Annotated in this window: 14 protein-coding genes, 3 tRNA genes and 3 rRNA genes; 4 read left to right on the forward strand and 16 right to left on the reverse strand. The window is 51.8% G+C overall.

The features are described 5' to 3' along the window. Nucleotides 1-4 precede the first annotated feature (4 nt). From SK33_RS23410 to ilvL, 4 genes are all read right to left on the reverse strand, one after another. Nucleotides 5-934 (reverse strand): branched-chain amino acid transaminase, encoded by a 930-nt coding sequence (locus SK33_RS23410; protein ID WP_003018014.1) that lies wholly within the window; start codon nucleotides 932-934, stop codon nucleotides 5-7. Between the two features lie 17 nt (nucleotides 935-951). Then, the gene (gene ilvM, locus SK33_RS23415; RefSeq protein WP_003018017.1) at nucleotides 952-1,215 is read right to left on the reverse strand and encodes an acetolactate synthase 2 small subunit; all 264 of its coding nucleotides are present in this window, start codon (nucleotides 1,213-1,215) and stop codon (nucleotides 952-954) included. Next, nucleotides 1,212-2,858: an acetolactate synthase 2 catalytic subunit gene (gene ilvG / locus SK33_RS23420; protein ID WP_048220132.1), complete on the reverse strand. Its 1,647-nt coding sequence runs from the start codon at nucleotides 2,856-2,858 to the stop codon at nucleotides 1,212-1,214. Before ilvG ends, ilvM begins: the two co-directional genes overlap by 4 nt. A gap of 139 nt (nucleotides 2,859-2,997) precedes the next feature. After that, nucleotides 2,998-3,096, reverse strand: coding sequence for an ilv operon leader peptide (gene ilvL / locus SK33_RS23425; protein WP_001311244.1), 99 nt, complete (start codon nucleotides 3,094-3,096; stop codon nucleotides 2,998-3,000). 352 nt (nucleotides 3,097-3,448) lie between these two features. On the opposite strand from ilvL, the gene SK33_RS23430 reads away from it, so the two are divergent. After that, entirely contained in the window at nucleotides 3,449-4,969 is a 1,521-nt protein-coding gene (locus SK33_RS23430; RefSeq protein ID WP_048220131.1) for a YifB family Mg chelatase-like AAA ATPase, read from the forward strand. Nucleotides 4,970-4,993: 24 nt separating this feature from the next. Here SK33_RS23430 and maoP read toward each other — a convergent pair whose 3' ends face one another. Beyond that, a complete protein-coding gene (gene maoP, locus SK33_RS23435; protein WP_003018025.1) occupies nucleotides 4,994-5,332 on the reverse strand; it encodes a macrodomain Ori organization protein MaoP in 339 nt (112 codons plus the stop codon). A gap of 106 nt (nucleotides 5,333-5,438) precedes the next feature. On the opposite strand from maoP, the gene hdfR reads away from it, so the two are divergent. Next, nucleotides 5,439-6,284 carry an HTH-type transcriptional regulator HdfR gene (gene hdfR, locus SK33_RS23440; protein WP_085952510.1) on the forward strand — a complete coding sequence of 282 codons (846 nt, stop codon included), beginning with the start codon at nucleotides 5,439-5,441 and terminating at the stop codon, nucleotides 6,282-6,284. Between the two features lie 99 nt (nucleotides 6,285-6,383). Here hdfR and SK33_RS23445 read toward each other — a convergent pair. The 6 genes from SK33_RS23445 to SK33_RS23470 form a co-directional block, all read right to left on the reverse strand. Then, a tRNA-Trp gene (locus SK33_RS23445) sits at nucleotides 6,384-6,459 on the reverse strand. Between the two features lie 52 nt (nucleotides 6,460-6,511). After that, nucleotides 6,512-6,588: transfer RNA gene (locus tag SK33_RS23450), tRNA-Asp, on the reverse strand. 55 nt (nucleotides 6,589-6,643) lie between these two features. Beyond that, nucleotides 6,644-6,759, reverse strand: a 5S ribosomal RNA gene (gene rrf, locus SK33_RS23455). A 90-nt stretch (nucleotides 6,760-6,849) separates the two neighbouring features. After that, nucleotides 6,850-9,755 (reverse strand): 23S ribosomal RNA (locus tag SK33_RS23460). Nucleotides 9,756-9,974: 219 nt separating this feature from the next. Then, nucleotides 9,975-10,050: transfer RNA gene (locus SK33_RS23465), tRNA-Glu, on the reverse strand. Nucleotides 10,051-10,135: 85 nt separating this feature from the next. After that, nucleotides 10,136-11,677 (reverse strand): 16S ribosomal RNA (locus tag SK33_RS23470). Together the 16S, 23S and 5S rRNA genes with 3 tRNA genes alongside form the textbook arrangement of a ribosomal RNA operon. Before the next feature lie 478 nt (nucleotides 11,678-12,155). Between SK33_RS23470 and SK33_RS23475 the strand changes: the two genes are divergently transcribed. Both SK33_RS23475 and mdtD read left to right on the forward strand, forming a co-directional pair. Continuing rightward, entirely contained in the window at nucleotides 12,156-12,860 is a 705-nt protein-coding gene (locus SK33_RS23475) for a FadR/GntR family transcriptional regulator (protein WP_003023753.1), read from the forward strand. Nucleotide 12,861: 1 nt separating this feature from the next. After that, the gene (gene mdtD / locus SK33_RS23480; protein WP_003023755.1) at nucleotides 12,862-14,289 is read left to right on the forward strand and encodes a multidrug transporter subunit MdtD; all 1,428 of its coding nucleotides are present in this window, start codon (nucleotides 12,862-12,864) and stop codon (nucleotides 14,287-14,289) included. On the opposite strand, the gene rbsR is transcribed toward mdtD, so the two are convergent. The 5 genes from rbsR to rbsA all read right to left on the reverse strand — a co-directional run bounded on the left by rbsR (nucleotide 14,255) and on the right by rbsA (nucleotide 19,713). Further along, complete coding sequence (rbsR, locus tag SK33_RS23485; protein ID WP_003023757.1) at nucleotides 14,255-15,247, reverse strand: ribose operon transcriptional repressor RbsR; 993 nt, start codon at nucleotides 15,245-15,247, stop codon at nucleotides 14,255-14,257. The genes mdtD and rbsR overlap by 35 nt on opposite strands. 3 nt (nucleotides 15,248-15,250) lie before the next feature. Further along, the gene (gene rbsK, locus SK33_RS23490; RefSeq protein ID WP_003023758.1) at nucleotides 15,251-16,180 is read right to left on the reverse strand and encodes a ribokinase; all 930 of its coding nucleotides are present in this window, start codon (nucleotides 16,178-16,180) and stop codon (nucleotides 15,251-15,253) included. A 141-nt stretch (nucleotides 16,181-16,321) separates the two neighbouring features. Further along, a complete protein-coding gene (gene rbsB, locus SK33_RS23495; RefSeq protein WP_003023760.1) occupies nucleotides 16,322-17,212 on the reverse strand; it encodes a ribose ABC transporter substrate-binding protein RbsB in 891 nt (296 codons plus the stop codon). Between the two features lie 24 nt (nucleotides 17,213-17,236). Continuing rightward, nucleotides 17,237-18,202 (reverse strand): ribose ABC transporter permease, encoded by a 966-nt coding sequence (gene rbsC, locus SK33_RS23500; protein WP_003023762.1) that lies wholly within the window; start codon nucleotides 18,200-18,202, stop codon nucleotides 17,237-17,239. A 5-nt stretch (nucleotides 18,203-18,207) separates the two neighbouring features. Next, nucleotides 18,208-19,713, reverse strand: coding sequence for a ribose ABC transporter ATP-binding protein RbsA (gene rbsA, locus SK33_RS23505; RefSeq protein ID WP_003023764.1), 1,506 nt, complete (start codon nucleotides 19,711-19,713; stop codon nucleotides 18,208-18,210).

Below are 19,713 nucleotides of genomic sequence, written 5' to 3' on the forward strand. Positions count from 1 at the left end.
ATGTTTATTGATTAACCTGATCCAACCAGCCGTATTTATCTTCCGTTTCACCAGTGAAGAGGCCAAAGAAGGCCTGCTGGATGCGTTTGGTGACCGGACCGCAGCGGCCTTCACCCACCTGGATACCATCGACGCTGCGTACTGGAGTGATTTCGGCCGCGGTACCGGACATGAACACTTCGTCGGCCAGGTACAACGATTCACGGGACAGCACCTGCTCACGCACTTCGATATCGAGATCTTTCGCCAGCTTAATGATCGCGTCACGGGTGATACCCGGCAGTGCAGAAGAGGTAAACGGCGGGGTAAACAGAATGCCGTCTTTTACTTCAAACAGGTTTTCACCCGCGCCTTCAGAGATGTAACCATTCACATCCAGCGCAATGCCTTCCTGATAGCCATGACGACGCGCTTCACTACCCACCAGCAGTGAAGACAGATAGTTACCGCCCGCTTTAGCCGCTGTAGGGATGGTGTTCGGCGCAACGCGGTTCCAGGAAGAAACCATCGCGTCGATCCCCTGTTCCAGCGCTTCAGCACCAAGGTAAGCGCCCCACGGGAACGCAGCGATGATCACGTCAGTGGTGTATCCCGCTGGCGGGTTAACGCCCATCCCCACGTCGCCAACAAACACCAGCGGACGGATATAGGCGCTGGTCAGATTATTTTTACGAATCACCTCACGGCAAGCTTCCATCAGCTCATCAACGCTCTGAGAAACCGGAAAACGATAGATCTTGGCTGAATCACGCAGACGCTGCATATGTTCACGATGACGGAACACCACCGGCCCTTTGTGAGAATCGTAGCAACGGATGCCTTCAAATACAGAAGTACCGTAGTGCAGCGCGTGGGACATCACGTGAACCTTAGCGTCTTCCCAACGAATCATCTCGCCATTAGACCAAATGTAATCAGCTTTTTTCGTCGTCATTTTTCTTCCTTTTGCGCTCAGGCGCGGATTTGTTGTGATGTGGTTGTGCTCTGGCAGATAGCAACATGTGCAACGTCTACCAGTTTACTTAACTGACTAAACAGTAAGTCGACCGACCGGGGGCTGGCAACGGTCAATTCGATATTTATATTCTGCGCATCGCTGGCGGCTTCCATATTCATGGAGCACACCTGAAAACCGCGATGGCGTACCACGCGTAAAACACGTTCTAACGTTTCCGGATTGAACCGAGCCTCAACGGCGACCTGATGTTGCATCATGATAATTTCTCCAGCATTTCTGAGTTACTGGCACCTGGCGGTACCAGAGGCCAGACATTCTCAAGTTCGTCGATTGAGACATGAAGCAGGTATGGCCCCTCGCTGTTCAGCATGGTGTCGAGTGCCGCTTCAACCTGGTCTTTACGGGTGATGTGTTGACCTGGTATGCCGAAGGCGCTGGCCAACATGAGGAAATCGGGGTTATCGGTAAGGGTGGTTTCGCTATAACGTTCTTGGAAAAACAGCTGCTGCCATTGTCGCACCATGCCTAACCGCTGGTTGTCGAGTAAAACTATCTTCAGCGGCAACTGCTTGCGTTTTACGGTGCCGAGCTCCTGTACATTCATCATGAAGGAACCGTCACCGGAGATACAGATTACCGTATCGTTCGGGCGAGCAACCTGCGCGCCAACCGCTGCTGGCAAGCCAAAGCCCATCGTACCCAGGCCGCTCGAGGTGATAAAATTTTCCGGGCGGGTGTAGGTCATATGCTGCGCCGACCACATCTGATGCTGGCCAACATCCGTTGTCACTACGCTGTCCACGGGTTTGCGATCGGACAACTGCTTCAACAACAGTGGTGCGTAGATAGCCTCACCGGGATGATCATAGCGCCAGGTATGCTCTGTGCGCAGTTCAGCACTATGCTGACGCCATGCGTCAATCTTCAGCGATTGCTGCAATGCCGGCAGCAGAGAATTTAAATCACCCTGCAATGCTACGTGCGCCTGGCGCAGCTTGTTCATTTCCGCAGGGTCGATATCCATGTGGATCACGCTGGCGTTTGGTGCGAAGGTATTCAGCTTGCCGGTCACCCGGTCATCAAAACGCGCGCCCACTGCAATCAGTAAATCACATTCTTGCACCGCGAAATTTGCCGCTTTAGTGCCGTGCATTCCCAACATACCCAAATAGTATGGGTAGTCAGCCTCTACTGCGCCCAGCCCCTTCAACGTGCAGGCGACCGGCATTTGGGTTACCGCGATAAATTCACGCAGGGCCGGGACCGCCTGCGCCATACCAACGCCACCACCTACGTACAGGATAGGTTTCTGCGCTTGTGCCAGCATTTTACGCGTCTGCTCAACGTCAGCGTGCGGGAAAACCTCTACGTTTTTGACTGTCGTAAAATACGGCTCCAGCGTACCGCTGGCCAATTGGATGTCTTTCGGGATATCAACCAGAACCGGCCCCGGACGACCGGAATTCGCTACAGCGAAAGCTTCAGCCATGATGCGCGGCAGCTCTTCCAGTGACTGCACCAGGAAACTGTGTTTGGTGCAGGACAGAGACATACCCAGAACGTCCACTTCCTGGAACGCATCCGTTCCGATGAAAGGTGATGCCACCTGGCCGGTGATCGCCACCACAGGAACTGAATCTAACAGCGCATCGGCAAGGCCCGTGATCAGGTTGGTAGCACCAGGCCCGGAAGTGGCGATACACACGCCGGTTTTACCGGTCGCACGGGCATAGCCAATTGCTGCCATTGCCGCGCCCTGCTCGTGTCGGCACAACAGGTGTTCTACGCCGCCGTCATATAACGCATCGTAAACCGGCATAATTGCGCCACCAGGATAACCAAAGACGGTTTGAACCCCTTGTGCACGCAACGCATGTACCACCCACTGTGCCCCATTCATAGTTACATCCCCGCCGTAAATCTTGAGAAACAGAATTTTATGCTACCGTTCACTTTCTGCTCCTCGTGTATGTTTTTAAGGTCAAAAAAAACCCCCGAACCTTTCGGTGCGGGGGTCTTAGTTCGTTAAGGCTTGTTTTCTAAGCCTTTCCTCGTCCAAGTGCAGCCCCGCACGGTGGGATAATAATCACCACCACGCTAATCACGACCAGGCTAATCACTCGTAGAAGGGCTGTCATTTTTGTATTTTCTTGCATCTTGTTCGAAGGAATACCTAAAGAGTTACCATAGAATTTGCAAATGACACAAGATATTTTTTTATTCGTTTTTCTGACGACGTTAACGGTTTAGATAAATATCGTTGTTTTTTAAACAAAAAATCAAAGGTGAAAATATTTCACGTTTCAGGTGATTCTCGGCAACCCACTCCCTATTAAAAACGCCATGCAAAAGCGTTTGCGAGCGCTATTCCAGACTTAATGTAATCAGTGTTGAGCCACATAAAAACACGGGAATAAGCCTCTAAAAACCGTAATTATGTGAAATCTTGCCGCGATGTATTGCGACATAATGCTTTCATCAGGAGGGCTTATGTCACTATCGATTGTTCACACACGCGCTGCGCTGGGCGTGAATGCGCCAGCCATTACCATCGAGGTACATATCAGCAATGGTTTGCCTGGTTTAACCATGGTGGGATTACCCGAAACAACGGTAAAAGAGGCCCGCGATCGGGTTCGCAGTGCGGTAATTAATAGCGGTTATGAATTCCCGGCAAAGAAGATAACCATAAACCTCGCTCCGGCCGATCTCCCAAAAGAAGGGGGACGATACGATTTACCTATCGCAGTTGCGCTTCTGGCCGCTTCTGAGCAGCTTACTACCCATAATCTCGATACATATGAGCTGGTAGGCGAATTAGCGCTTACAGGCGCGTTACGCGGCGTTCCCGGTGCGATATCAAGTGCAACCGAAGCCATTCGCGCAGGCAGGAGAATTATTGTCGCAAAAGAGAATGCAGCTGAAGTTGGACTAATACAGGGTGAAGGGTGCCTGATAGCCGATCATCTACAGGCAGTATGCGCATTCCTCGAAGGTAAGCATGATTTAGACAAACCATCATCGGCAGATTTTACCCCCTGCGCATTAGCAGATGATCTGAGCGATGTTATCGGCCAGGAACAGGGTAAACGTGGGCTGGAGCTTACCGCAGCTGGCGGTCATAACCTCTTACTCATCGGCCCTCCGGGTACGGGTAAGACCATGCTGGCCAGTCGCCTGAGAGGATTGCTTCCGCCACTGAGTAACGATGAGGCACTGGAAAGCGCCGCGATTCTTAGTCTGGTCAATTCCGACACGCTACAGAAACAGTGGAAACAACGCCCTTTTCGCTCTCCGCATCACAGTGCTTCATTAACCGCCATGGTCGGTGGAGGCTCTATTCCTGCGCCAGGCGAGATCTCTCTGGCGCATAACGGCATACTATTTCTGGATGAACTACCCGAGTTTGAGCGGCGCACGCTGGATGCACTGCGCGAACCCATTGAGTCCGGACAGATACATCTATCCCGCACCAGAGCAAAAATCACCTATCCCGCTCGCTTTCAACTCATAGCCGCCATGAATCCCAGCCCAACAGGCCATTATCAGGGGAACCATAACCGCTGTACCCCAGAGCAGACGCTACGCTACCTCAATCGATTATCCGGTCCATTTCTTGACCGCTTCGATCTCTCTCTCGAAATCCCTTTGCCACCGCCCGGGATACTCAGCCAGAACCAGGTAAAAGGGGAAGATAGCGCAACGGTGAAGCAACGTGTTATGGCAGCGCGAGATCGTCAGTATCGACGACAAAATAAGTTAAACGCGCATCTGGACAGTCAGGATATCCATAAATACTGTCCACTGCGCAGCGACGATGCACAGTGGCTTGAAGAAACGCTCGCGCATCTCGGATTATCTATCCGCGCCTGGTTACGCCTGATAAAGGTTGCTCGAACGATCGCGGATATAGAACAATCTGACCATATCTCTCGCCAGCACTTACAGGAGGCTGTTGGGTATCGGGCGATAGACAGATTACTCATTCATTTGCAAAAACTACTGGCATAAAAAAAGGGCTTTCGCCCTTTTTTATTAATCATCAGATTCGGTGTAGTCTTCCGCACCTTCCACCTGAGGTTTCCCGCCTGACAGCGTGTGGAAGCGTTTTGGACGCTTAATGCGCGTCATGTATTTGGACCACACACGTTCAGCTTCGGTAACCGGTTCGCGCTCACCACGGCATACCGCAACAAACAGTTTTTCTTCTTCCGTTACCGGCTCACGCTTGCCCAGATCCAGCTCGTTGAAAGCATAACCGTGACGCTCAAGCAGTTGTGCTTCTTTAATGGTGAAATCACCATGACGGGAGAATCCGCGGGGATAATATTTATTATCGAAATATCGATTAGTCGTCGTAAAGCTTTCCGCCATCCTGCACGCTCCTAATTCTTTGGCCGAGCTATTTATGGCGCGGAGTATTAGTTACGCTTGACAGAGCGTCAAACAAAAGATTTAAATCATAACGACAAATAATTTTATGGAGCGAGTTGTGGATACGGAATTGTTAAAAACTTTCCTGGAAGTTAGCCGGACACGCCACTTTGGCAGAGCTGCTGAAGCGCTCTATCTGACCCAATCAGCGGTTAGTTTCCGGATCAGACAACTGGAAAATCAATTGGGTGTAAACCTGTTCACCCGACACAGAAACAATATCCGTTTAACCGCTGCAGGTGAAAAATTACTGCCTTACGCTGAAACGCTGATGAATACGTGGCAAGCCGCACGTAAGGAGGTTGCGAATACCTCGCGGCATAACGAGTTTTCTATTGGTGCCAGCGCATCCCTCTGGGAATGCATGCTTAATGGCTGGCTGGGGCGTTTGTACCAATCCCAGGAGCCGCAATCCAGCCTGCAGTTTGAAGCGAGGATCGCTCAGCGACAGTCGTTAGTAAAACAGCTCCATGAACGACAGCTTGATCTACTGATTACTACCGAAACGCCCAAAATGGACGAATTTAGCAGCCAACTGTTGGGATATTTCACGCTGGCGCTCTATTGCAGTTCTCCTTCGCAAACCAAGGATGAACTGAATTATCTGCGTCTGGAATGGGGACCTGACTTTCAGCAACACGAAGCGGGATTGATTGCGGGAGATGAAGTGCCGGTACTCACCACCAGTTCGGCAGAATTGGCCAGGCAGCAACTTTCAGTCCTTAGAGGCTTTAGCTGGCTTCCGGTCAGTTGGGCTAAAGGTAAAAGCGATCTCCATACGGTTACTGACAGTACAACCCTTTCGCGCCCGTTATATGCAGTTTGGCTGCAAAACAGCGATAAACATGCACTGATTTGCGACTTGCTGAGAACGAATATTCTGGAAGATTAAAGAAAATACGGGCAAGGATGCCGGGAATAAAACAACTGGAAGGCACAGCGCAAATTGCAGATAAAAAAAATCCTTAGCAAGAATGCTAAGGATTGTTTCTGGCAGGGGCGGAGAGACTCGAACTCGCGACACCCGGTTTTGGAGACCGGTGCTCTACCAACTGAGCTACGCCCCTAAATTTTCTTATCATTAAGCCTGCTACTAAGCAGGCTTAATTTTCTAATAAGTGGCGGAACGGACGGGACTCGAACCCGCGACCCCCTGCGTGACAGGCAGGTATTCTAACCAACTGAACTACCGCTCCACCGAATTTCTTTGTCACTACCCGGATTCTTCATCCCGGTTTACTGCAATTTGATGCCTGGCAGTTCCCTACTCTCGCATGGGGAGACCCCACACTACCATCGGCGCTACGGCGTTTCACTTCTGAGTTCGGCATGGGGTCAGGTGGGACCACCGCGCTACAGCCGCCAGGCAAATTCTGTTTATCAACACGCCCTGGCATGTCGATGTAATCTGTATCAAGCTGAATCTCGTCTCTTCGCCAAAACATCTTCGGCGTTGTAAGGTTAAGCCTCACGGTTCATTAGTATCGGTTAGCTCAACGTATCGCTACGCTTACACACCCGACCTATCAACGTCGTCGTCTTCAACGTTCCTTCAGGAGACTTGTAGTCTCAGGGAGAACTCATCTCGGGGCAAGTTTCGTGCTTAGATGCTTTCAGCACTTATCTCTTCCGCATTTAGCTACCGGGCAATGCCATTGGCATGACAACCCGAACACCAGTGATGCGTCCACTCCGGTCCTCTCGTACTAGGAGCAGCCCCCCTCAATTCTCCAGCGCCCACGGCAGATAGGGACCGAACTGTCTCACGACGTTCTAAACCCAGCTCGCGTACCACTTTAAATGGCGAACAGCCATACCCTTGGGACCTACTTCAGCCCCAGGATGTGATGAGCCGACATCGAGGTGCCAAACACCGCCGTCGATATGAACTCTTGGGCGGTATCAGCCTGTTATCCCCGGAGTACCTTTTATCCGTTGAGCGATGGCCCTTCCATTCAGAACCACCGGATCACTAAGACCTGCTTTCGCACCTGCTCGAGCCGTCACTCTCGCAGTCAAGCTAGCTTATGCCTTTGCACTAACCTCCTGATGTCCGACCAGGATTAGCTAACCTTCGTGCTCCTCCGTTACTCTTTAGGAGGAGACCGCCCCAGTCAAACTACCCACCAGACACTGTCCGCAACCCGGATTACGGGTCCACGTTAGAACACCAGCCATTAAAGGGTGGTATTTCAAGGATGGCTCCATGCAGACTGGCGTCCACACTTCAAAGCCTCCCACCTATCCTACACATCAAGGACCAGTGTTCAGTGTCAAGCTATAGTAAAGGTTCACGGGGTCTTTCCGTCTTGCCGCGGGTACACTGCATCTTCACAGCGAGTTCAATTTCACTGAGTCTCGGGTGGAGACAGCCTGGCCATCATTACGCCATTCGTGCAGGTCGGAACTTACCCGACAAGGAATTTCGCTACCTTAGGACCGTTATAGTTACGGCCGCCGTTTACCGGGGCTTCGATCAAGAGCTTCTCCTTACGGATAACCCCATCAATTAACCTTCCGGCACCGGGCAGGCGTCACACCGTATACGTCCACTTTCGTGTTTGCACAGTGCTGTGTTTTTAATAAACAGTTGCAGCCAGCTGGTATCTTCGACTGATTTCAGCTCCATGAGTAAATCACTTCACCTACATATCAGCGTGCCTTCTCCCGAAGTTACGGCACCATTTTGCCTAGTTCCTTCACCCGAGTTCTCTCAAGCGCCTTGGTATTCTCTACCTGACCACCTGTGTCGGTTTGGGGTACGATTTCGTGTTACCTGATGCTTAGAGGCTTTTCCTGGAAGCAGGGCATTTGTTACTTCAGCACCGTAGTGCCTCGTCATCACACCTCAGCGTTAAAAGGTACCGGATTTACCTGGAACCTCCGCCTACATGCTTAAACCGGGACAACCGTCGCCCGGCTAACATAGCCTTCTCCGTCCCCCCTTCGCAGTAACACCAAGTACAGGAATATTAACCTGTTTCCCATCGACTACGCCTTTCGGCCTCGCCTTAGGGGTCGACTCACCCTGCCCCGATTAACGTTGGACAGGAACCCTTGGTCTTCCGGCGTGCGGGTTTTTCACCCGCATTATCGTTACTTATGTCAGCATTCGCACTTCTGATACCTCCAGCATACCTCACAGTACACCTTCAACGGCTTACAGAACGCTCCCCTACCCAACAACACATAGTGTCGCTGCCGCAGCTTCGGTGCATGGTTTAGCCCCGTTACATCTTCCGCGCAGGCCGACTCGACCAGTGAGCTATTACGCTTTCTTTAAATGATGGCTGCTTCTAAGCCAACATCCTGGCTGTCTGTGCCTTCCCACATCGTTTCCCACTTAACCATGACTTTGGGACCTTAGCTGGCGGTCTGGGTTGTTTCCCTCTTCACGACGGACGTTAGCACCCGCCGTGTGTCTCCCGTGATAACATTCTTCGGTATTCGCAGTTTGCATCGGGTTGGTAAGTCGGGATGACCCCCTAGCCGAAACAGTGCTCTACCCCCGAAGATGAGTTCACGAGGCGCTACCTAAATAGCTTTCGGGGAGAACCAGCTATCTCCCGGTTTGATTGGCCTTTCACCCCCAGCCACAAGTCATCCGCTAATTTTTCAACATTAGTCGGTTCGGTCCTCCAGTTAGTGTTACCCAACCTTCAACCTGCCCATGGCTAGATCACCGGGTTTCGGGTCTATACCCTGCAACTTAACGCCCAGTTAAGACTCGGTTTCCCTTCGGCTCCCCTATACGGTTAACCTTGCTACAGAATATAAGTCGCTGACCCATTATACAAAAGGTACGCAGTCACCCCATAAAGAGGCTCCCACTGCTTGTACGTACACGGTTTCAGGTTCTTTTTCACTCCCCTCGCCGGGGTTCTTTTCGCCTTTCCCTCACGGTACTGGTTCACTATCGGTCAGTCAGGAGTATTTAGCCTTGGAGGATGGTCCCCCCATATTCAGACAGGATACCACGTGTCCCGCCCTACTCTTCGAGTTCACAACCTGTGCATTTTGGTGTACGGGACTATCACCCTGTACCGTCGGACTTTCCAGACCGTTCCACTAACACACAAGCTGATTCAGACTCTGGGCTGCTCCCCGTTCGCTCGCCGCTACTGGGGGAATCTCGGTTGATTTCTTTTCCTCGGGGTACTTAGATGTTTCAGTTCCCCCGGTTCGCTTCATTACGCTATGTATTCACGTAATGATAGTGTGTCGAAACACACTGGGTTTCCCCATTCGGAAATCGCCGGTTATAACGGTTCATATCACCTTACCGACGCTTATCGCAGATTAGCACGTCCTTCATCGCCTCTGACTGCCAGGGCATCCACCGTGTACGCTTAGTCGCTTAACCTCACAACCCGAAGATGTTTCGTAAAACACCACCGTGTTGCGAAAATTTGAGAGACTCGAACACACCGCTTTTCATTTCTTATTACGGAGAAATGAAACAGTGTGTCGTTTCAATTTTCAGCTTGATCCAGATTTTTAAAGAGCAAATATCTCAAACGTCACCCGAAGGTAAGTTTTGAGATATTGGGGTCGGCGACTTTCACTCACACATACCAGCAAGTGGCGTCCCCTAGGGGATTCGAACCCCTGTTACCGCCGTGAAAGGGCGGTGTCCTGGGCCTCTAGACGAAGGGGACGTATAAGTCTCAATCGCAAGACGCCTTGCTATTTACTTTTCATCAGACAATCTGTGTGAGCACTTCAAAGGCAGGTTCTTTAAGGTAAGGAGGTGATCCAACCGCAGGTTCCCCTACGGTTACCTTGTTACGACTTCACCCCAGTCATGAATCACAAAGTGGTAAGCGCCCTCCCGAAGGTTAAGCTACCTACTTCTTTTGCAACCCACTCCCATGGTGTGACGGGCGGTGTGTACAAGGCCCGGGAACGTATTCACCGTGGCATTCTGATCCACGATTACTAGCGATTCCGACTTCATGGAGTCGAGTTGCAGACTCCAATCCGGACTACGACATACTTTATGAGGTCCGCTTGCTCTCGCGAGGTCGCTTCTCTTTGTATATGCCATTGTAGCACGTGTGTAGCCCTACTCGTAAGGGCCATGATGACTTGACGTCATCCCCACCTTCCTCCAGTTTATCACTGGCAGTCTCCTTTGAGTTCCCGGCCGGACCGCTGGCAACAAAGGATAAGGGTTGCGCTCGTTGCGGGACTTAACCCAACATTTCACAACACGAGCTGACGACAGCCATGCAGCACCTGTCTCAGAGTTCCCGAAGGCACCAAAGCATCTCTGCTAAGTTCTCTGGATGTCAAGAGTAGGTAAGGTTCTTCGCGTTGCATCGAATTAAACCACATGCTCCACCGCTTGTGCGGGCCCCCGTCAATTCATTTGAGTTTTAACCTTGCGGCCGTACTCCCCAGGCGGTCGACTTAACGCGTTAGCTCCGGAAGCCACGCCTCAAGGGCACAACCTCCAAGTCGACATCGTTTACGGCGTGGACTACCAGGGTATCTAATCCTGTTTGCTCCCCACGCTTTCGCACCTGAGCGTCAGTCTTTGTCCAGGGGGCCGCCTTCGCCACCGGTATTCCTCCAGATCTCTACGCATTTCACCGCTACACCTGGAATTCTACCCCCCTCTACAAGACTCTAGCCTGCCAGTTTCGGATGCAGTTCCCAGGTTGAGCCCGGGGATTTCACATCCGACTTGACAGACCGCCTGCGTGCGCTTTACGCCCAGTAATTCCGATTAACGCTTGCACCCTCCGTATTACCGCGGCTGCTGGCACGGAGTTAGCCGGTGCTTCTTCTGCGAGTAACGTCAATCGCTGAGGTTATTAACCACAACGCCTTCCTCCTCGCTGAAAGTACTTTACAACCCGAAGGCCTTCTTCATACACGCGGCATGGCTGCATCAGGCTTGCGCCCATTGTGCAATATTCCCCACTGCTGCCTCCCGTAGGAGTCTGGACCGTGTCTCAGTTCCAGTGTGGCTGGTCATCCTCTCAGACCAGCTAGGGATCGTCGCCTAGGTGAGCCGTTACCCCACCTACTAGCTAATCCCATCTGGGCACATCCGATGGCAAGAGGCCCGAAGGTCCCCCTCTTTGGTCTTGCGACGTTATGCGGTATTAGCTACCGTTTCCAGTAGTTATCCCCCTCCATCGGGCAGTTTCCCAGACATTACTCACCCGTCCGCCACTCGTCACCCAAGGAGCAAGCTCCTCTGTGCTACCGTTCGACTTGCATGTGTTAGGCCTGCCGCCAGCGTTCAATCTGAGCCATGATCAAACTCTTCAATTTAAGTTTGATGCTCGTGAATTAAACTTCGTAATGAATTACGTATGTTCACTCAGAGACTTGGTATTCATTTTTCGTCTTGCGACGTTAAGAATCCGTATCTTCGAGTGCCCACACAGATTGTCTGATAAATTGTTAAAGAGCAGTGCCGCTTCGCTTTTTCTCAGCGGCGCGGGGTGTGCATATTACGCCATCCCGCTACGAAGTCAAGCATTTAATTTCGCTTTCTTCGCCGGAGTTCTCAGTGGAACCCCGCTGACCCGGCGGCTTGTAATCCGTTGTTCCGTGTCAGTGGAGGCGCATTATAGGGAGTTATTTCAGGCTGACAAGGGGAAATTTAAAATAACTTTCTGAGTGCGTGTTTTTTCACCAAAACAACCATTAACATGCCATAAAATAAGCAAATTGCCGTTTTTGCAGCCGCAATCACACTTCCAGGTGGCATACTAATGAATAAGAAAAAGAGTAAGGAAGAACATTCATGCCATTAAATGCCCAACAGCTAGCCGCACAGAAAAACTTGTCCTACGTTCTGGCCGAAAAGCTGGCTCAGCGAATATTAAAAGGTGAATACGCGCCGGGCGCTATATTGCCTGGCGAAATAGAGCTGGGCGATCAGTTTGGTGTGAGTCGCACCGCGGTAAGAGAGGCGGTAAAAACGTTAACGGCAAAAGGTATGGTATTACCACGCCCACGTATCGGCACACGCGTCATGCCGCAAGCAAACTGGAACTTCCTCGACCAGGAACTGCTCACCTGGTGGATGACGGAAGATAATTTCCCGCAGGTCATTAAACATTTTCTGGTGATGCGTATCAGCCTGGAGCCTCAGGCGTGTTTACTGGCGGCGACTATTGGTACGGCTGAACAGAAAGCGCACCTCAACACGCTGATGGAAGAGATGGTCGAGCTGAAAAGAAACTTCAGACGCGAACGCTGGATTGAGGTTGATATCGCCTGGCATGAACACATCTATGAAATGAGTGCGAATCCGTTCCTTATTTCCTTTGCATCTCTGTTCCATTCGGTTTACCAGACCTACTTTACCTCTATTACCTATAACGATGTGGTGAAACTGGATTTGCACCAGGCCATTGTCGATGCAATAGATGATAACGATGGCGATCGCGCCTTTGCTGCTTGTCAGGCATTGCTGATAGCACCGAACGTGCTACCGGATAAATAATATGTCGGAAAAGAAATCACGCAGTATGGCCGGGCTACCGTGGATAGCAGCCATGGCCTTTTTTATGCAGGCACTAGACGCCACTATCCTCAATACCGCCCTACCAGCAATAGCACATAGTCTTAACCGCTCTCCGCTCGCCATGCAGTCGGCCATTATCAGCTATACCCTGACGGTCGCGATGCTGATCCCGGTAAGTGGTTGGTTGGCAGACCGATTTGGTACCCGACGCGTCTTTATGATTGCTGTTAGCCTGTTTACGTTGGGATCGCTGGCCTGTGCGCTGTCCAGCTCCCTAAGCGAGCTGGTGATTTTCCGTGTCATTCAGGGGATCGGTGGCGCCATGATGATGCCCGTTGCCCGTCTGGCGTTATTGCGTGCCTACCCTCGCAGTGAACTGCTTCCCGTGCTTAACTTCGTCACCATGCCTGGACTTGTGGGGCCGATTTTAGGTCCGGTATTGGGCGGTGTACTGGTTACATGGGCCAGTTGGCACTGGATCTTCCTTATTAATATTCCAATTGGCATTGCCGGTATCTTCTATGCCCGCAAATATATGCCGAACTTCACCACCCCACGCCGCGGTTTTGATATGACCGGTTTCTTTCTGTTTGGTTTGAGCCTGGTGTTGTTTTCCAGCGGCGTTGAATTGTTCGGTGAGAAGCTTGTCGCTACCTGGATCGCACTCGGTATTATTCTTGCCAGTGTGTTGTTACTACTCGCCTATATTCGCCATGCTCGTCGTCACCCAACGCCACTTATATCTCTTCCGATATTTAAGACTCGAACCTTTTCTGTTGGGATCGCCGGCAACCTCGCCACTCGCCTGGGCACAGGCTGCGTGCCCTTCTTAATGCCGCTGATGTTGCAGGTAGGCTTTGGATATCCGGCTCTGATAGCCGGTTGTATGATGGCGCCAACGGCGTTGGGTTCAATTCTGGCAAAATCCATGGTGACGCAGGTTCTGCGCAAACTCGGCTACAGGACCACATTGGTGGGTGTTACGGTTTTTATCGGCCTGATGATTGCGCAGTTCGCTTTGCAATCTCCTGCCATGCCGGTCTGGATGCTGATCCTGCCGCTGTTCATTTTAGGTATGGCGATGTCCACCCAGTTTACCTCAATGAATACTATCACTCTGGCGGATCTGACCGATGAAAACGCCAGCAGCGGCAACAGCGTATTGGCCGTTACTCAGCAGTTATCAATCAGTTTAGGGGTTGCCATCAGCGCCGCCGTTCTGCGTATCTATGAAGGTATGGAAGGAACCAATACGGTCGAGCAGTTCCATTACACCTTTATGACGATGGGCGCTATCACGGTAATATCCGCGCTGATGTTCATGCTGCTAAAAGCTAAAGATGGACGTAACCTGATCAAAGATCGGCACAAACCTAAACCGACCCCCGCTCCATCAAAACAGGAGTAAGCTGTAAACGCTGTTGTTGTAATGCGGGCTGGGCCATCCGATGGATTAATACATCGATGGCCAGTTCGCCCAATTCATCTTTTGGTTGATGTATGGTCGTCAGCGGAGGCGTCATATAGCGCGCCAGCTCGATATCATCATAACCCACCACCGCCATATCCTGCGGAATGCGCAATCCCGACTGGTACAGAGCCTGATACGCGCCAACAGCCATTGCATCATTGCCGGTAAAAACGGCCTGCGGTCGCTGTTTATGCGACAGCAACGTTTGCATAGCTTCAAAGCCGCCACCAAACTCAAAGTCACCGGTAATCTCGTAGCCTTCCGGGACAGGCAAGCCCGCCCGCTTCATTGCCGCTCGATATCCTTCCAGACGCAAACGCGCCGGGGTTTTATCCAACGGCCCGGTGATGCAAGCAATGCGCGTAAAACCTTTTTCGATAAGATGCTGCGTGGCTAAATCCCCGCCCAGCAGGGAGTTATCCTGAATCAGATCGCTTTCACCATCAAAGGGCGACCAGTCCATCATCACGGTCGGTATAGAAGGATAACGCTGCATTATCTCTCTGGAAGGCTGATGTGTTTCCGTGCAGAGCAGCAGCAAGCCATCCACGCGTTTTTGCATCAGCGTTTCCAGATTACGGTTCATGCGCTGTTCATCGCCTTCGGTATTGCACAGCACCAGGCTGTAGCCGCGCTCAAAACAGCTACGTTCAACGCCGCGCACCAGCTCAGAATAGAAGGGATTGGTACTGGCAGTGATTAACATGCCAATCGTGCGGGTCTGGTTTAACTTGAGGCTACGCGCCAGCGCGGAGGGAGCGTAGTTAAGCGCTTTAATCGCAGCTTCTACTTTGTCAGTGACAGACTCACTGACAAAGCGATCTTTATTAATGACGTGAGAAACCGTCGACGTGGAAACACCCGCCAGGCGGGCGACGTCCTTCATTGTAGCCAAGCGTTACCTCTGTTGACTTAAAAACGCTTCTATTTCTTCGCGCCACGGAACGGAAGGCTGTGCACCTTTACGGGTAACCGCAATCGCCGCAGCGGCATGCGCAAAACGGATCGCTTCAGGCAGTGGAGTCTCTTCCAGTAACGCTGTAATTAACGCGCCATTAAAGGTGTCTCCGGCGGCAATAGTATCAACGGCTTCCACTTTAAAACCGGGCACTCGCTGACCTTCGCCATTCACGCTGGCCCACACACCGCGACTCCCTAAGGTAATCAGTACAGTATGGATTCCTTTAGCATGCAATGCCTGCGCCGCTTTGGCCGCGTCTTCATCATTTTCAACCCGGATCCCCGTCAGCTTTTCAGCCTCGGTTTCATTCGGGGTAATAATATCTACCAGCGCCAACAGCTCGTCAGAAAGTTCACGTGCCGGAGCCGGGTTTAGGGCGACCATGGTCTTATTTTGATGTGCAATCTTTGCCGCAGCCAGAACGCTTTCGATCGGCGACTCTAGCTGCATCAGCAAAGCGGACGCCTGCGCAATACGCTCATGCTGTGCTTCCACCAGCGCTGGCGAAAGAGCTGCGTTAGCTCCGGCATGAATGCCGATAACGTTCTCACCTTCACCATTCACAAAAATCAACGCAACACCGGTCGATTCCCCCGAAATTACGCTAATCGGCGCAATATCAATGTTGTCTTTGGCTAACTGTTTACGCACACTTTCGCCAATATCATCATCGCCCGTACAGGCAATGAATGCGATATTCGCGCCACTACGACCCGCAGCAACAGCCTGATTCGCGCCTTTACCGCCAAATGCGACCTGATAATGACTACCGGTTACGGTTTCACCAGGTGTCGGGAAAGAGTTAAGGTTAAGGATGTGATCGGCATTGATACTGCCAAGAACAACGAGGTTGCCTGCGGTTTTCATATTTGGTGTTCCAAGTCAAAGTGCGCCACCGGGTTAGGGTGGCGCGTGCCCTGCTTTTCTTTTTACGCTTTCATCCCCAAAACCAGATACGGGGATGGCGTATTTATGTCTCCATCAGGCCGCGAGCGACCTGAATCGGTATTACTGCTTGATGACCAGCTTCAGGTCAACCGGATATTTAGCCTGAACCTTCTCGCCTTTCAGGACTTTATCCGCAGTCTCAACGCCTTTCGCGCCGATCTGATCCGGCAACTGAGCAATGGTCGCAGCCAGTTTGCCATCATTTACTGCTTTTTCGCCATCTGGAGTGCCGTCAAATCCAACCACCATCACATCAGATTTACCCGCGGTTTGCAGTGCGCGCAGCGCACCCAGCGCCATTTCATCGTTCTGAGCAAATACGGCCTGCACATCAGGATGCGCAGTCAGCAGGTTCTGCATGACGTTCAAACCTTTAGTGCGGTCGAAGTCTGCCGGCTGGCTGGCCAGTACGTTAAATTTGTGTGCCGCAACGGCCTGCTGGAAACCTTCGCCACGCTCACGCGCCGCTGAAGTTCCGGCAATCCCCTGCAGTTCGATAACTTTTGCGCCTTCACCAGCTTTCTTCGCGATGTAATCACCCGCAATTTTGCCGCCCAACACGTTATCAGACGCAATGTGGCTTACCACTTCGCCTTTGGAGGCAACACGGTCAAGGGTAATAACCGGAATTTTTGCCTGGTTAGCCATCTTCACAGCATTACCAACGGCATCAGAGTCGGTTGGGTTGATCAGCAGAATTTTAGTTCCACGAACCGTTAAGTCCTGAACGTTAGCCAGCTCTTTCGCCGGGTTGTTCTGCGAGTCCAGAATCACCAGGTTGTAACCCAGCTTATCCGCCTCTTTTTGCGCCCCATCCTTCAGAGAAACAAAGAACGGGTTATTGAGGGTGGAGACCACCAGCGCAATGGTATCTTTCGCCATCGCATTCGCACTCACGGTGGCGCTCAGCGCAACAGCAGAAACCAGGGTAGCCAGTTTTTTCATGTTCATATTTAAGATGTCCTGTAATCGTTGTTACTGCTTTTTGTTGTCTACCAGTACCGCCAGCAAAATCACCACCGCTTTGACGATCATCTGGTAATAGGAGGATACACCTAACAAATTCAACCCATTATTGAGGAAACCAAGAATCAATGCGCCGATCAGCGTCCCAACAATTCGTCCTTTACCACCCGCCAGGCTAGTTCCGCCTAATACCACCGCAGCGATAGCATCCAACTCATAGCCAGTACCTGCCGTCGGTTGCGCAGAGGAGAGGCGCGCAACTTCAATGATGCCCGCCAGTGATGCCAGCAGGCCGCACAGTGAGTAAACGATAATTTTGATTTTACTGACGCTGATACCGGACAGACGCGTTGCCGCTTCGTTACCGCCCAGCGCATAGATATAACGCCCCAGACGCGTGTGGTGCAGCATGTACCACGCCGCGAGGAAGACAATCCCCATGATCCACACCGGCGTAGGGACGCCTAACGGACGACCAATCCCGAACCAGCCAAACAGATCGGCATTGTCAGTAAACCCGGTGTTTACCGGACTGCCGTTGGTGTAGACCATGGTCACACCGCGCAGCAGCAGCATCATAACCAGAGTCGCGATAAACGCCTGCACGCGACCTTTCGCGACAATCACTCCGGTCACCGCGCCAATGGCAGCGCCGAGCGCCAGGGCCGCAGCAACAGCCACCAGCGCATTGACTTCAATCCCTACAATCGAAGCCGCAACCGCACCGGTCAGCGCCAGCAATGAACCGACGGACAGATCGATACCCGACGTCAGGATAACCAGCGTCATGCCAACCGCCATGATGGCGTTCACCGACGTTTGCTGAAGAATGTTGAACAGGTTATTAACGGTAAAAAAGTTAGGGCTCATGGTGGAAACAATCGCGATCAGCACTAACAGAGCGATGAGCGACTTTTGCTCCAGAAGCCATGCTTTAGTGAAATAACGGCGACCAGAAACAGCCTGGGTAGTCATCTTTTTTACTCCTGATTCACGCGATTAAGCTTGCCCACAGCGGCAGCCATTAATACTTCCTGAGTGGCCTGCTCGCGAGTGAATTCACCGCCGAGATGCCCTTCATGCATAACGATAATTCGATCGCTCATGCCCAATACTTCTGGCATCTCAGAAGAGACCAGAATGATACTCAGCCCATCGGCCTTAAACTGGTTGATAAGCTGATAGATTTCTTTCTTGGCCCCAACGTCAACGCCGCGCGTTGGTTCATCAAGGATCAGCACTTTTGGCCGGGTCATCAGACCGCGCGCAATCGCCACTTTCTGCTGGTTACCGCCGGAGAGCAGGCCGATAGCCTGTTCCATCGATGGCGTTTTAACATTGAACAGGCGAATAAAATCCCCTACCGCCTGCTGCTCATCTTTATGTTTAAGGCTTCCGCCTGCACGGCTGAAATAGCGCAGCGCGGTCAGTGACATGTTCTCTTTCACCGACATGCCGAGCACTAAACCATCGCGTTTACGGTCTTCAGAAATATAGACGATGCCGTTAGCCAGTCCATCCTGCGGCGAACGGGTAACCACTTCATGGCCATCAAGCGTGACGTAGCCGCTGGTGCGTGGCAATGCGCCGTACAACACTTTCATCAGCTCGGTACGTCCGGCCCCCATCAGCCCCGATACGCCAAGGATCTCGCCTTTACGCAGCGTGAATGACACATCGTTTACGCCAGGACCGCACAGATTATCGACCTTCAGGCGAATATCACCCGGCGCTTTTTCCAGACGCGGGTACTGATCTTCCAGCTTACGTCCCACCATCATTTCAATCAGCGAGTCTTCGGTAAGCGATGCGACTTCACGCTCGGCAATAAACTGCCCATCGCGGAAGACGGTTACGTCGTCGCAAATCTCGAAGATCTCTTTCATGCGGTGAGAAATATAGACAATGCCGCGTCCCTGGGATTTCAGTTCGCGAATGACGCGGAACAGGGATTCGGTTTCAGTATCGGTGAGGGCATCCGTCGGTTCATCCATAATGATGACCTTCGATTCAAAGCTCAGCACTTTAGCAATTTCGACCATCTGCTGATCGCCAATCGACAGCTCACCGACCAGCCTGTCGCTTTTAAAGCGCAGATTGAGTTTGGCGAGCAGCAGATCGGCTTCGGCGTACATCTTCTTCCAGTCAATTTTGCCAAAGCGATTCACAAACTCACGACCGAGAAAAATGTTTTCAGCGATAGTGAGTTGCGGGATCAGGTTCAGCTCCTGGTGGATGATACCGATTCCGGCTTCCTGGGAGGATTTCGGGCCGTTAAAGGTGGTCTCTTTCCCCAGCCACAATAAGGAACCGGCATCACGGGTGTAGATTCCGGTCAGCACCTTCATCATGGTGGATTTACCCGCGCCGTTTTCGCCCACCAGCGCCATTACGCGGCCTGGGTAGACATTCAGCGCGGCGCCGGATAGCGCTTTTACGCCCGGGAACGCTTTATCGATCCCTTTGAGTTGCAGTAATGCGTTCAT

This window comes from Citrobacter sp. MGH103 (genome assembly GCF_001034475.2).
GTDB lineage: Bacteria > Pseudomonadota > Gammaproteobacteria > Enterobacterales > Enterobacteriaceae > Citrobacter > Citrobacter freundii.

What these genes read in the sequence shown, in the direction of transcription:
- SK33_RS23475 (WP_003023753.1), top strand. Translation starts at nt 12,156, where the DNA reads ATGCCATTAAATGCCCAACAGCTAGCCGCACAGAAAAACTTGTCCTAC.
- rbsC (WP_003023762.1), bottom strand. Translation starts at nt 18,202, where the DNA reads ATGACTACCCAGGCTGTTTCTGGTCGCCGTTATTTCACTAAAGCATGG.
- ilvL (WP_001311244.1), bottom strand. Translation starts at nt 3,096, where the DNA reads ATGACAGCCCTTCTACGAGTGATTAGCCTGGTCGTGATTAGCGTGGTG.
- maoP (WP_003018025.1), bottom strand. Translation starts at nt 5,332, where the DNA reads ATGGCGGAAAGCTTTACGACGACTAATCGATATTTCGATAATAAATAT.
- SK33_RS23430 (WP_048220131.1), top strand. Translation starts at nt 3,449, where the DNA reads ATGTCACTATCGATTGTTCACACACGCGCTGCGCTGGGCGTGAATGCG.
- rbsB (WP_003023760.1), bottom strand. Translation starts at nt 17,212, where the DNA reads ATGAACATGAAAAAACTGGCTACCCTGGTTTCTGCTGTTGCGCTGAGC.
- ilvM (WP_003018017.1), bottom strand. Translation starts at nt 1,215, where the DNA reads ATGATGCAACATCAGGTCGCCGTTGAGGCTCGGTTCAATCCGGAAACG.
- hdfR (WP_085952510.1), top strand. Translation starts at nt 5,439, where the DNA reads ATGGAGCGAGTTGTGGATACGGAATTGTTAAAAACTTTCCTGGAAGTT.
- mdtD (WP_003023755.1), top strand. Translation starts at nt 12,862, where the DNA reads ATGTCGGAAAAGAAATCACGCAGTATGGCCGGGCTACCGTGGATAGCA.
- SK33_RS23410 (WP_003018014.1), bottom strand. Translation starts at nt 934, where the DNA reads ATGACGACGAAAAAAGCTGATTACATTTGGTCTAATGGCGAGATGATT.
- rbsK (WP_003023758.1), bottom strand. Translation starts at nt 16,180, where the DNA reads ATGAAAACCGCAGGCAACCTCGTTGTTCTTGGCAGTATCAATGCCGAT.
- ilvG (WP_048220132.1), bottom strand. Translation starts at nt 2,858, where the DNA reads ATGAATGGGGCACAGTGGGTGGTACATGCGTTGCGTGCACAAGGGGTT.
- rbsA (WP_003023764.1), bottom strand. Translation starts at nt 19,713, where the DNA reads ATGAACGCATTACTGCAACTCAAAGGGATCGATAAAGCGTTCCCGGGC.